15 protein-coding genes are annotated in these 12,293 nt (G+C 37.7%); 11 read left to right on the forward strand and 4 right to left on the reverse strand.

Annotation, left to right across the window (positions count from 1 at the left end; all coding sequences use genetic code 11):
- The first annotated feature begins 1 nt into the window (after position 1).
- From AC1DFT_RS08080 to AC1DFT_RS08125, 10 genes are all read left to right on the forward strand, one after another.
- Complete coding sequence (locus AC1DFT_RS08080; RefSeq protein ID WP_477918679.1) at positions 2-850, forward strand: M56 family metallopeptidase; 849 nt, start codon at positions 2-4, stop codon at positions 848-850.
- Positions 851-902: 52 nt separating this feature from the next.
- Positions 903-1,544 carry a DsbA family protein gene (locus AC1DFT_RS08085; RefSeq protein WP_477918680.1) on the forward strand — a complete coding sequence of 214 codons (642 nt, stop codon included), beginning with the start codon at positions 903-905 and terminating at the stop codon, positions 1,542-1,544.
- Positions 1,534-1,938, forward strand: coding sequence for a disulfide oxidoreductase (locus AC1DFT_RS08090; RefSeq protein ID WP_477918681.1), 405 nt, complete (start codon positions 1,534-1,536; stop codon positions 1,936-1,938). The genes AC1DFT_RS08085 and AC1DFT_RS08090 overlap by 11 nt, the downstream gene beginning before the upstream one ends.
- Positions 1,939-1,956: 18 nt before the next feature.
- Positions 1,957-2,490 (forward strand): thiol-disulfide oxidoreductase ResA, encoded by a 534-nt coding sequence (resA, locus tag AC1DFT_RS08095; RefSeq protein WP_477918682.1) that lies wholly within the window; start codon positions 1,957-1,959, stop codon positions 2,488-2,490.
- Between the two features lie 467 nt (positions 2,491-2,957).
- Positions 2,958-3,602: a hypothetical protein gene (locus tag AC1DFT_RS08100; protein WP_477918683.1), complete on the forward strand. Its 645-nt coding sequence runs from the start codon at positions 2,958-2,960 to the stop codon at positions 3,600-3,602.
- A 12-nt stretch (positions 3,603-3,614) separates the two neighbouring features.
- Positions 3,615-4,109 (forward strand): Cys-tRNA(Pro) deacylase, encoded by a 495-nt coding sequence (gene ybaK, locus AC1DFT_RS08105; protein WP_477918684.1) that lies wholly within the window; start codon positions 3,615-3,617, stop codon positions 4,107-4,109.
- 39 nt (positions 4,110-4,148) lie between these two features.
- Positions 4,149-4,796: a YczE/YyaS/YitT family protein gene (locus AC1DFT_RS08110; protein ID WP_477918685.1), complete on the forward strand. Its 648-nt coding sequence runs from the start codon at positions 4,149-4,151 to the stop codon at positions 4,794-4,796.
- Between the two features lie 79 nt (positions 4,797-4,875).
- Entirely contained in the window at positions 4,876-5,937 is a 1,062-nt protein-coding gene (locus tag AC1DFT_RS08115; protein ID WP_477918686.1) for a hypothetical protein, read from the forward strand.
- Between the two features lie 86 nt (positions 5,938-6,023).
- Positions 6,024-7,220: a glycine C-acetyltransferase gene (locus AC1DFT_RS08120; RefSeq protein ID WP_477918687.1), complete on the forward strand. Its 1,197-nt coding sequence runs from the start codon at positions 6,024-6,026 to the stop codon at positions 7,218-7,220.
- Between the two features lie 185 nt (positions 7,221-7,405).
- Positions 7,406-7,867, forward strand: coding sequence for a DinB family protein (locus AC1DFT_RS08125; RefSeq protein ID WP_477918688.1), 462 nt, complete (start codon positions 7,406-7,408; stop codon positions 7,865-7,867).
- 60 nt (positions 7,868-7,927) lie between these two features.
- Here the strand turns inward: AC1DFT_RS08125 and AC1DFT_RS08130 are convergent, their stop codons facing one another.
- A complete protein-coding gene (locus AC1DFT_RS08130) occupies positions 7,928-8,563 on the reverse strand; it encodes a hypothetical protein (RefSeq protein WP_477918689.1) in 636 nt (211 codons plus the stop codon).
- A 176-nt stretch (positions 8,564-8,739) separates the two neighbouring features.
- Here AC1DFT_RS08130 and AC1DFT_RS08135 point away from each other — a divergent pair, with 176 nt between their 5' ends.
- Complete coding sequence (locus AC1DFT_RS08135; protein WP_477918690.1) at positions 8,740-9,699, forward strand: L-threonine 3-dehydrogenase; 960 nt, start codon at positions 8,740-8,742, stop codon at positions 9,697-9,699.
- Positions 9,700-9,724: 25 nt separating this feature from the next.
- Here the strand turns inward: AC1DFT_RS08135 and AC1DFT_RS08140 are convergent, their stop codons facing one another.
- The 3 genes from AC1DFT_RS08140 to AC1DFT_RS08150 form a co-directional block, all read right to left on the reverse strand.
- The gene (locus AC1DFT_RS08140; protein ID WP_477918691.1) at positions 9,725-11,065 is read right to left on the reverse strand and encodes a YjiH family protein; all 1,341 of its coding nucleotides are present in this window, start codon (positions 11,063-11,065) and stop codon (positions 9,725-9,727) included.
- Positions 11,066-11,172: 107 nt separating this feature from the next.
- On the reverse strand, positions 11,173-11,859 hold the full coding sequence (gene bshB2, locus AC1DFT_RS08145; protein ID WP_477918692.1) for a bacillithiol biosynthesis deacetylase BshB2: 687 nt from the start codon (positions 11,857-11,859) through the stop codon (positions 11,173-11,175).
- Between the two features lie 13 nt (positions 11,860-11,872).
- Positions 11,873-12,223 (reverse strand): YojF family protein, encoded by a 351-nt coding sequence (locus tag AC1DFT_RS08150; protein ID WP_477918693.1) that lies wholly within the window; start codon positions 12,221-12,223, stop codon positions 11,873-11,875.
- Between the last annotated feature and the right edge of the window lie 70 nt (positions 12,224-12,293).

The raw sequence follows: 12,293 nt of genomic DNA on the forward strand, positions 1-12,293 counted from the left end.
TATGTCCAAACGTCAATCATCGTTTCTATTTTTTGCAGCACTAGTTATTTCAGGTACCATTTTCATACAGATGGCCATATACGCAGTCTCCATGCTAGTAGGTTGGAACGCTAAGTTTAACTTGGTGGTAGTATGCCACAGCTGGTTGAAGGCAATTGGGTTATCTTCCCTAGAGTTTGCTTTAGACGGACTCGTAATCTTTACGCTCATTTTTACGGTTTGGCATATTAGTTGGCAATTAATTCATACTGCACGTATGAAAAAACGATTAGAGCAATATAGAGAGAAAATGCTTACGAACGAGTTGAATCAAACATATGGCAACGAAAAGGAAGATTTCATCATTATCTCGCATCCTGCACCAATGGCGATTACGATGGGATTTGTGCAACCTAAAATCGTTATTTCAACAGGTTTGATCAACTTATTAACAGATGATGAACTAGAAGCAGTGATCGCACATGAAATGTATCATAAAGCAAATCGTGATCCACTAAAGATATTTATATTATCCCTTTGTTCGTCCACCATTGGGTATATCCCAATTTTAAAATGGTTTAACAAGCAATATAGAATTATTCAAGAAGTATTGGCAGATGAATTTGCGATTAAGAAACAAGAAACATCTGTCCACTTAGGTAGCGCACTGTTGAAAATGTTAAAGGTAGGAGTGGCTAAAAAAATGCCATTTGCATATGCATCCTTTGCGGACACTTCCGTCAATTACCGGATTGAATATATATTGAATCCATTAAAAAATATTCAAATGCAAATCCCATTGAAAGTAGCATGGATATCATTGGCTATTTTTTCTTTAATTTGCGCTATTTTTATTTACGCATTAGCGTAAATTTTTTATCATATTACACTACATAACGTAGTCTGAATTAGGAGTGTTTTAATTGTCAAAAAAATTATTTTGGATTATTGGAATAATCGCGGTATGCATAATAGGAATCGTTGTACTAACAGACGCGAAACAAGAAGCAGTAGCAATTGAATACGCAGGACAACCATTCATAGGAGAAGAGTCCGCACCAGTAGAAATCATCGAATTTGGAGATTATAAATGCCCACATTGTGGAGATTTCAATAACACCCTTTTACCGATGATTACCGAGCAATTTGTAGAAACAGGAAAAGCTAAATTTTACTTTATGAACTACTCATTCATCGCACCGGACTCGACGACCTCTGCACAATTCGCAGAAACAGTGTACAAAGAACTTGGCAATGAAAAGTTTTGGGAATTCCATCATTTGTTGTTTGCAAATCAGACAACTGAATCAGGACAAGCGAATTTAATGTCTGAAGAGTTTTTACAAGCTGTTTTAGCGGAAGTTGCAACTACAGAAGAAGTGGAAAAGGTAAAAGTTGCATATAGCGAAAGTGCAGGAAAAGAAGCATGGCAAAACGATATGAATGTTGCAAATAACCTAGGCGTCGCATCGACTCCAACAATTTATATCGGCGGGAAGGAATTCACTGGCGCAACAATGGATGACTTTGCAAAAATGGTAGATGAGGCAGCCGATGGTCAATAAGCCACTTCTCCTTGCATGGATCACTTCCATCATTGCAGTGGTAGGAAGTCTATTTTTCAGCGAGCGCATGGGTTTTATCCCATGTACGCTTTGCTGGTATCAGCGGATTTTAATGTATCCCCTTGTTGTTTTTCTAGGCATTGCTTTTTACCGAAATGATCGGGAGATTTATAAATATATATTGCCAATTTCCATTACTGGTGTCCTTATGTCCAGTTATCACTATGCTTTGCAAAAGATTCCCTCTATGCATGAATTCAGTAGTTGCACTAGCGGGGTTCCGTGTTCTGGACAGTATATAAACTGGTTTGGATTTGTGACAATTCCTTTTTTAGCGTTTATTGCTTTTGTTTTTATTACTATTATGATGTTGATACTTTGGAAACGTAAGTAGGAGAGGAGAATCGTAACAATGGAAAAAAAGAAAAAACGGTTTTACATGCGCTCAGTTATTTTGAGTGTCTTAGTTGTGGCAATCGTTTTCACTATATACTCGAACTTAACGAAAGAGAAAACAGCCGTATTGCAAGTAGGGGACAATGCACCGGATTTTGCACTGATTGATATGAACGGGGAAAAGCATCAATTATCCGATTATAAAGGGCAAGGAGTCTTTTTAAACTTTTGGGGAACTTGGTGTAAACCATGCGAAAGAGAATTCCCACTAATGGACAAACATTATCAAGACTATAAAGATCAAGGGCTTCAAATCCTCGCTGTTAACATCGGGGAATCCAATTTTGCTGTTCAGAAATATGTAGATAGAAAAGGCTTAACTTTTCCGGTATTAATTGATGGCAATAAAAGTGTCATGGAGACATATAATATTAATCCGTTGCCAACAACAATGCTTGTAAACCCAGAAGGTAAAATAGAGAAAATCATTACTGGGGAAATGAGTGATGAAGCGATTAAAAGCCATATGGAACAAATAATGCCGAACTAAATAATGCTTACAAAAGTAGTACAAACCAAAGCTGTGGTTTGTACTATTTTTTTTTGAAAGGGGGCACTGATGAATAGAATGATATGAGGTATATAATTCTTTAGGTATAAAGCATCACGGCAATCGCGATCTCATTCTAAGTAAAGTTGTTATTTTGAGATTTAGTTGCTCTTACTTACAAATTGGTTGCTTTCAGACTAGAAATGGTTGACTTCAATGACCGTTTTGTTGCTCTCTGCCATTTTCTGGTCTCATTTCTTGTAGAACTATATAATATTAAGGAAGATGGAACTTTGATATTGATTGGTCGACTCTTGAAAGAGCTTTTTATCTCTAAAATAACTACAATCAGATGATTATTTAGACCTGTTTTGTACAGTAAAATAACTATGACTATAGTATGTTTGATTATTCTGACAATGTGTTAAAATATTCTATAATAGAAATGCATGAGCGAGGTGAACTATATGAGTATAGTGCGATCCACTGGAAACGGTATGCTCGGACAATGGTCAGATTTTGAAGAAAGAAAACGTCTGTCGCAACGTCATAACGCAGGTGATGCTTACCGAAAACAAGCGGAATATTTCCAACCAAAAGTACCAACCCTTTCAGAATTAGAAGAATTACTATTAGGGAATAAAGAAAGACAAGCAGATACATCAACCAATCAATCGACCAGTATGCTCGATATAAAAGGGCCAAGCATCCCGGTGCAAACAATTGGTGGGCCAACCCTGGAGAAAACAGTGGAGTTATTGGAAAAAGTCAGAAGCACCGCGCTTGCTCCGGCACAGCCAACGCCTGAGGATCTACGTGTTGCTACTAGTGCTTCCGCGAAAATTCAACGAGTAAATGCACAAATATCCTTGAATATGGAAGCGAATCGTCAAATTGACTTAGAAGTGAAGCAACAACTAGAGGAAGAAGCGTCCATTTCTAATCGATCTGTTCCATCAGAATTTCAATCTCCAGAACAACTACAAGAAGACCTAGAGAATTTACAGAAAAAACGTTGGAAAGAACAAGCGATAGAAAAATATTCGTATCAAGTAAATTTAAAGAGATACGGTTTTGCAGATCTAGAACCTAGTTTCTTCCGAATAGCTTAGGAGTAAATAGTAATGGCCAAAAAACAAAAAACAAATGCAGTTCGAATATTGGAGCAACAGAAAATAGAGTTTGAACTAATTGAATATGAATTGTCTGGTGACAAAGTAGACGGGGTAACAGTAGCAAACATAATTGGCTACCCCGTTTTTGTCGTGTATAAAACACTACTAGTGACAGCTGGAGCAGGAAAATATTATGTATACATTATCCCGGTGAACAATGAATTGGACTTAAAAGCAGTCGCAAAAGTAGTAGGGGAGAAAAAAGTAGAATTGCTTCCTCTAAAGGATTTACTTCCGACTACTGGATATATTCGTGGGGGCTGTTCTCCAATCGGGATGAAAAAACTATTCCCAACAGTAGTGGATGTAAGTGCAGAAAAGAATGATTTTATCATCGTAAGTGCTGGAAAAATAGGTCTTCAAGTGAAGCTTAATTTAGCTGATTTACTGAAATTAACCAAAGGCAAAATAGCTGCGATTAGTAAACAGGAAAAGGAATCGTAATATCCTGATCATTCTAGTTAGAGAGAGAGAAGGAATCGTATGAGTAAAGAATTTATTTGGCGTTGGTCATTTTTTATAAGTGGAGTACTTCTCATGTCTCTCGGTATTTCCATGACGATTAAAGGGCAACGATTTGGGATAAGTCCATGGGATGTATTACATGTTGGTCTTTATAAGCATTTAGGATTGTCGATTGGAACATGGTCTATATTAATGGGAATAATAATAGTTATTGCGACAATGATCGGTACAAAAAGTTGGCCGCAAATAGGAACATGGCTGAATATACTCGTCATTGGTTCATGTATCGATTTATTCAACTGGCTTCTCCCAGATACTACGAGCTTCGTCGGTCAGATTATTATTTTTTTGGGGGGACTACTTGTTATAGCAATTGGGGTTGGTGTCTATGTTTCACCGAATGTAGGAGCTGGGCCACGTGATTCTCTTATGTTACTTATTATAAAAAGGGCAGGATGGAGTATTCGAACAGTTCGGACAGGTATTGAGGTATTTGTTGCATTCGCTGGTTGGTTACTCGGTGGTCCAGTCGGAATAGGTACGGTTGCACTTGCTCTATTTACTGGTCCTCTCATTCAATATACATTGCCATTATTTCAGAAACTGTTATTCAATATAAGCGGTTATTCGCTTGTCTATACAAAAAGTGCGGAAGATCAGGAATGATTTTCGGTGCTTTTTTTCATCTTTTCCTCTTCTTTCGCATATAGTATCCATTGAACGAAGAGATTGAAAGGGTGATAATTTGGGCGGGACAGTTACACATTATATGGGGAAATCATATACAGGCCAAGGTGTGAAAAACTTTTATAAAGAACTAATTCATGAAGCGAAAAAAGTATATTTCTTTAAAGGACCGACTTCTTATCGGCTAACAGAAACCTTAAAAGAAATAGGATATGCTGCTATTCGTAGAGGTAAAAATATGGAATGGTTTTATGATCCATTACACGAAGAAATTTTAGAAGCAGTATATATTACCGATTCGAAAACGCTTTATTTAAACACCGATGCCGTTGATCCAATCTATTTTGGAGCTGGGCATATATGGGTTCCATATTATGAATCATATGACGATCGAAAACTTCATGATTTAGCTCCTTTAATACGCGATAAACAAATTGCCAATGAAGTTTGGTTGACAAAGGGGCTACAAACATTATCAAGAGCGAAAGTAATTCATGATGAATGGGAGCAACTGATCCAACCAGCAATCGATTGGGATGGCATAAATACACTACTGGAAACGATCAAAAAGAAATGCATTGGCAATGTGCAGCTTCAAAAGAATCCAGAAGTGACGCATCGATTAATGGGGTCGCTTACTCCAACAGGTGCACAAGATACGTTGAAGTCTATCTCCAAAAACTTAAAGTCTAGATTATATATAAAAGGATTACCAGGAAGCGGAAAATCTTCTTTTATGAAAAAGTTCGGTGAAGCAGCTAGACTACAAGGATTAGATATTCGATTCATCTGGTGCGGGTTAGATGCAAATAGTGTAGATGGAATTGTCATCCCTGAACTGCAACTATGCATGGTAGACGCGACAAGTCCCCATATATATGACCCAGAACGTGAAGGTGACGAGATTGTCGATTTCTTACCACATATTAATCAAGAATTATTAGAGGAGAAAAAAATTGTAGAAGTGAGACAACGATATTCTAACGAAATGGAACTTGCCCAAGACTATATTTCTACCTACGCAGGCGAATCCAGAACGATTAGAATGCTCTATGATTCTACAATAGATGAAGAGAAATGGACAACTTTCCAAAATGAAATGATTGCAACCATCGAATGAGCAGGGGATTTTATCCTGCTTATTTTTTTTTCGTATTTTTCAGGGAACATGTTAAACTAGAGAGGACTATTTCGCTTGAAAGGAAGATGACCTTGTCAAACGTACTAAACAACTTTTTAACAGAAAACTTAGATGCACTAAAAAACCAAGGCCTATACAATGAAATCGATCCAGTAGAGGGTCCAAACAGTGCCAAGATAAATGTTCGAGGTTCTGAACTTATTAACTTATCTTCTAATAACTATTTAGGGCTTGCAACCAACCCAGCGCTCAAACAAATCGCAAAAGACGCAGTGGAAAAGTATGGGGTTGGAGCAGGAGCAGTCCGTACGATTAACGGAACGCTAGACCTTCACGTAAAACTAGAGCAAAAACTAGCAGAATTCAAAGGAACAGAAGCGGCCATTTCTTATCAGTCAGGTTTCAACTGTAACATGGCAGCAATCTCAGCGGTAATGGACAAAAACGATGCCATATTATCGGACCAATTAAACCATGCTTCCATTATCGATGGTTGCCGACTTTCCAAAGCAAAAATCATTCCATTCAATCACTCCGACATGGAAGATTTACGCGCGAAAGCAAAACAAGCAACAGAATCTGGTCAATACAATAAAGTAATGGTTATCACAGACGGCGTATTCTCCATGGATGGCGATATTGCCAAACTACCAGAAATCGTAGAAATCGCAAAAGAATTTGACCTGATTACCTATGTTGACGACGCACATGGTTCAGGCGTTACTGGTAAAGGAAAAGGAACAGTAAAACACTTCGGTCTAGAAAAAGAAATCGACTTCCAAATCGGAACTTTATCGAAAGCAATCGGTGTCGTAGGTGGATACGTTGCCGGTAAAAAGAACTTAATCGACTGGCTAAAAGTACGCTCACGTCCATTCTTATTCTCAACAGCATTACCACCAGGTGACGTAGCAGCAATTACTGCAGCTGTTCAAATGATCATCGACTCAACAGAGCTACATGACAAGCTATGGGAAAATGGCGATTATTTGAAAGCAGGTCTATCCAAACTTGGTTTCGATATAGGGGCATCTGAAACACCAATCACTCCATGCATCATCGGAGACGAAAAACTAACACAAACATTCTCCAAACGACTATTTGAAGAAGGCGTTTATGCCAAATCAATCGTCTTTCCAACCGTACCAAAAGGCACAGGCCGCGTCCGCAATATGCCAACAGCAGCGCATACGAAAGAGATGCTGGATGAGGCGCTTGTGATTTATGAGAGAGTTGGTAGGGAGCTTGGGGTAATTAAATGATTTAAATTGAGAAGAGCCACTCTTACGGTGCGCTCTTTTTAATATCTCTGCTAATAGTGAGGGGTCCCGTATTTTAATTAATATTAGTACTTTTCAATTTTAATGAACTTAATAAGAAAGATAATATTTGGTTTTATCGAAAGAGTAATAGCGGAAATTGGATAAATAAAAGAGGTGGGAAGCACTTGGACAAAGAAGGTATAATCCAAGAAAAAAGGAATTTAGTACATTGGGTTCTTTCCTTAAAGAATATCTCAAATGACTTATGGCTGAAACCATTTCGAGAAGGGGCATGGGGTATAGCAGATGTAATTTCTCATTTTATTTCGTGGGACAAATTTATTATTAATAATAGGATGTCATATTTAATGAGAGATGAATGTTTCCCGAACTTTACTGTAGATGTAGAGTTTATTAATAAAGAGGCATCCAAATATGCAAGATCAGGAATATCTAAAGATGATCTTATAAATGAGTTTATTTCTGTGCGTGAAGAATTGCTGAACCTCATTGATATAATTCCTGAAGAAAAGTTCTATCAACCTCTTCGAGGGAGAGATAATACAACACTAAGTGAGTATTTTGTGGGAATGATAGATCATGACTTGAAACATAGGGAACAAATTAATTCGCATATAAGTAAATAATAATTATAAGATCAGTTTCTTATTTCGACTCAAAAAGCAGCCATTATCGGCTGCTTTTCTTTATGAAAAATCGCTTTCTATATGCTGAAACGAATATACAAGATTAAATTTCTGAACACCCCTCGCACTTTCAACACTAGCCTTCGCTTCATCCCGAAACGTCTCTAAATCTCCAATTTCTTTCGCAATAATCGCTTCAATTGCATGTTGCATCCAAGTAGTAGTTAAACTCGCTTTCAATGCCTGAGCTTCCACAAAGTTACCTTTTAACGCTTCAGCATATGCAATGTAATATGTACGTAGTGGCTCCTTACAAATTTGCCTAGCAAAGGTATCGAATGTAGCAACATCATTTTCATATAGCGCCAAATTGGCTTTGTATACTTGTTGCATGTATGGTTGTTTGTATTTCTTCAAGATTTCATGAGTCACTTGAATAATGGAATCACGATCGCCAGCTTTTACCGCAAGTGCATAAGCAAAAAGCGGCTTCTTTTTATTTTCATCTAAATAGCGCTCAATCCGTGCTAGGTTATTCGATTTATACACAATATACATTTGGGGAACAACTAATAAAAGAATATACGAAATGACGATACTCAAGTAAATGATCCAGAAGGATATTTCTAAAAAGCTCATCACAACTGTTAATACCAAACCTAGTAAAATAATCAAAACATAAGGAAAAATTTTCATGTTAACCTCTTTTAATTCTTTTATTTCTATTATATCAAATCCCTATATAAATATTTTATTGTATTTCCTAAAAGAACAGCATATAATAGAAAAAAATAAACGCTATTAAAACAACGTTATTGAATATAAAGTGTTCTTTCCAAAAATACAATTGTTTTCGAGAGGGAGTAGACAGCATGAAGAAAATTATGGTCACCGGGGCTTTAGGCCAAATTGGTTCTGAACTAATTACAAAACTACGCAAAGAATACGGTGCAGAAAATGTACTTGCAACAGATATAAGGGAAGTGTCTTCGGAAGTAACAAAAGGCGGACCTTTCCAAATTCTCGATGTAACAGACGGAGAGAAAATGCATGAAATTGCTAAAAGTTTTGGAGCAGACACAATAATGCATATGGCTGCACTTTTATCGGCAACTGCAGAAGCTAAACCGTTATTTGCATGGAACTTAAACATGGGTGGACTTATGAACGCCTTAGAAACTGCTCGTGATTTAAATATGCAATTTTTCACACCAAGCTCAATCGGGGCATTTGGACCTTCTACTCCTAAACAAAATACACCTCAAGACACACTTCAACGCCCGACTACGATGTATGGTGTCAACAAAGTAGCAGGCGAGCTACTTTGCGATTATTATTTCCATAAATTTGGTTTAGATACTCGTGGTGTGCGTTTTCCGGGTTTAATTTCTACTGAAACATTACCGGGTGGGGGAACGACCGATTATGCGGTGGATATCTATTATAAAGCGTTAGAGGAAGGGAAGTACACATCGTATATTGCGGAAGGAACGTATATGGATATGATGTATATGCCCGATGCCTTGCAAGCGATCGTGGACTTAATGGAAGCAGATGCTACGAAATTAATTCACCGTAATGCATTCAATGTAACGGCCATGAGTTTTGAACCAGGGCAAATTGCTGCTTCTATTAAAAAAGTAATTCCGACATTTACAATGGATTACGATGTGGATCCTGTTCGCCAAGCGATAGCAGATAGTTGGCCAGATGCAATAGATGCAACTGCAGCAAAAAATGAGTGGGGCTTTACCTATAAATACGATCTACATGCAATGACGAAAGATATGCTCGAAAAGTTAGCAACTAAAAAAACAGCGGACTCCTTGTAAAAGGGGTTCGCTGTTTTTCATTTTATTAGAATAATAAATGTGACACTGCCGCAATGATTGGGAATGAGATCAGTGTCCGTAGTAAGAAAATGACAATTAGATCTTTAAAGTTAACTGGAATTTTCGAACCTAGTAGCAGTCCACCAACCTCAGACATATAAATAAGCTGAGTTACAGATATAGTAGCGATAAAGAATCGAGTCATTTCAGAATCAATCGATCCGCCTAAAATTGAAGGCAGGAACATATCGGCAAATCCAACAACCATTGTTTGAGCCGCAGCTGCCGCCTCTGGAATTCCAAAAAGCATTAATAATGGTTCAAATGGTTTTCCGAGTATAGCAAATATAGACGTATACTCTGCAAGCATTAGAGCGATTGTTCCGAATGCAAGTACAACCGGCGCTACACCAATGTACATATCAATTACATTTTTTAAACCGTCTGAGAAAAACTTACCAATCGAGCGGTTTCTATCTGCTGTTATTAATGCTTTTTCAAGACCATGCGTAAGTGCATTATAGTTTTCTGGGAATTTTTCAGCTTCCAAGTTTAACGGACGACCGTCGATATGTTTTTCTTCCTTACCCGCTAGTGGATAAATTCTTGGCATAATAAATGCTAAAACGATTCCACATAGCAGTACAGTTAAATAATAGGGGATAAAGTAATTAGCAAGCCCAACTTCTTCAATTACTACGATACAAAAAGTAATAGAAACAACGGAAAAAGTAGAACCAATAATCGCCGCTTCTTTTTTCGTATAGTAGCCATCCTCGTATTGTCTAGCTGTAAGTAAAACTCCGATAGTTCCATCGCCAACCCAAGAAGTTAGCGCATCTACTGCAGAACGTCCAGGAAGTTTGAATAAAGGACGCATAACTTTTACCATCATTGTTCCAAAAAATTCAAGTAATCCAAAGTTCAATAGCAGTGGTAATAATAAACCTGCAAATAAGAAAATCGTAAATAAGAACGACACTAATCCATCCGGGCTTAGTAATAGTCCACCTGTATTTTCACTCCAAATTGCTTCGGGTCCAAGTTGGAAAATGATTAATACCGCAAAAATAGCACCAACAACTCGAGTGACTGTCCAAAATATCGATACTTTAAATAAATTGTTTATAAACGTGTTTTTTTGCGGGATGAATAGAAACACAACCGAACCTAATGCAGCAATAAACATGGTTGCAAGAGCAACCCAGTGTACGATTGGTTCTAGTACGCCAGAGAGTATACTGCCGAATAACGCAATAGGAATTTTAAAACCTTCCGAAGTAGGAAGGGGAATCATAAATAATATAACTCCTGCAATCGATGGAAGCAGGAATAAAAGCCATGTAGATAACGAGAACTTTTTCAAGTTTATAAACCAACTTTCTATGGATGAATAATTATACGTTGTATCAAATCATTTATACATAGTAATTCATTTGCATAGAGAAGTCTATATATACAAGACATGTTCTATTATTCGAAATCTTTGTTGAAATCGTAGGTGTAGAAACGTTCGTAATGTAGCCAGTTTTCCGCTTCCGGCTCACCATCTGCTAAACGTTTATCCATTTCTTCTAGCATCCAAGCAGTTTGCGAAATATGCGCGCGCATTGCACCCATTTTTTCATCTTTAGATTCCTTAATATTATGCACCACATCCGGCTCTCCAAGAACCGATTTAGAATCGTTGGAGAAAGCAAGTGCATAGATAGTCGGTCTGGACGCTTCTGGCATACGACGAATCGCACGAATCATTGCGCGTCCAGTCGCATCGTGATCAGGATGTACAGCGTAGTTCGGATAGAACGTTATGACAAGGGATGGATTTGTGTCCTCGATTAAGTTTTCCATCATTTCTACCATCTTTTCATCATCTTCGAATTCCACCGTTTTATCACGAAGTCCCATCATTCGAAGATCTGTAACGCCCATTGCTTTGGCAGAAGCGAGCAATTCTTCTTTCCGAATTTGTGGAAGTGTTTCGCGTGTTGCAAAAGGAGGGTTTCCTAGGTTTCTTCCCATTTCGCCTAAAGTTAGGCATGCATATGTAACTGGAATTCCTTGTTTTACGTACGTTGCGATTGTACCGGAAACGCCGAAAGCTTCGTCATCTGGGTGAGGAAATACAACAAGTACATGTCGTTCCATTGGTAAAGTCATTTGTTTGTCCTCCTTAATAAGTGAATGGTGTTTTACTAATTTGTAATGCTACTGCAAGTTTTCCGCTTTGGTCGTGTCCTGCCATTAGTAAACGGTCATGTTCATCTAATTCGAAATGGGTAATCCCTTGTGCGTATACCCATCCATGGGGTAATTTCAGTCCGACACGATGTGGTGATTCACCCGCTACTTTTCCAAGCTCATAGCGAAGCATAACATTGCGGATAAAAGCTCCCGCATTGAAAACTTTTTCATCAAAATGGGAAGCGTATGCACCATTCGTTGTTTCTAAATGTATGTATACATCTTCGTTTGCAAATTTATTCAAAAGTGATTGTAATTGTTCCACATTAACAAGTTCCATTTATTGTAGCCTCCTAACATACTGTCTTTTATAAGTATAATGAAAATTAGTTTTGGAAGCGAATGATTGA

The sequence above is a fragment of the Psychrobacillus sp. 05T411 genome, assembly GCF_056396485.1.

Bases quoted from the DNA above. Each gene is read 5' to 3' on its own strand.
- AC1DFT_RS08080 (WP_477918679.1), top strand. From the start codon at position 2: ATGTCCAAACGTCAATCATCGTTTCTATTTTTTGCAGCACTAGTTATT.
- ybaK (WP_477918684.1), top strand. From the start codon at position 3,615: ATGGCCAAAAAACAAAAAACAAATGCAGTTCGAATATTGGAGCAACAG.
- AC1DFT_RS08090 (WP_477918681.1), top strand. From the start codon at position 1,534: ATGGTCAATAAGCCACTTCTCCTTGCATGGATCACTTCCATCATTGCA.
- AC1DFT_RS08150 (WP_477918693.1), bottom strand. From the start codon at position 12,223: ATGGAACTTGTTAATGTGGAACAATTACAATCACTTTTGAATAAATTT.
- AC1DFT_RS08135 (WP_477918690.1), top strand. From the start codon at position 8,740: ATGAAGAAAATTATGGTCACCGGGGCTTTAGGCCAAATTGGTTCTGAA.
- AC1DFT_RS08120 (WP_477918687.1), top strand. From the start codon at position 6,024: ATGACCTTGTCAAACGTACTAAACAACTTTTTAACAGAAAACTTAGAT.
- AC1DFT_RS08130 (WP_477918689.1), bottom strand. From the start codon at position 8,563: ATGAAAATTTTTCCTTATGTTTTGATTATTTTACTAGGTTTGGTATTA.
- AC1DFT_RS08100 (WP_477918683.1), top strand. From the start codon at position 2,958: ATGAGTATAGTGCGATCCACTGGAAACGGTATGCTCGGACAATGGTCA.
- AC1DFT_RS08110 (WP_477918685.1), top strand. From the start codon at position 4,149: ATGAGTAAAGAATTTATTTGGCGTTGGTCATTTTTTATAAGTGGAGTA.
- bshB2 (WP_477918692.1), bottom strand. From the start codon at position 11,859: ATGACTTTACCAATGGAACGACATGTACTTGTTGTATTTCCTCACCCA.
- resA (WP_477918682.1), top strand. From the start codon at position 1,957: ATGGAAAAAAAGAAAAAACGGTTTTACATGCGCTCAGTTATTTTGAGT.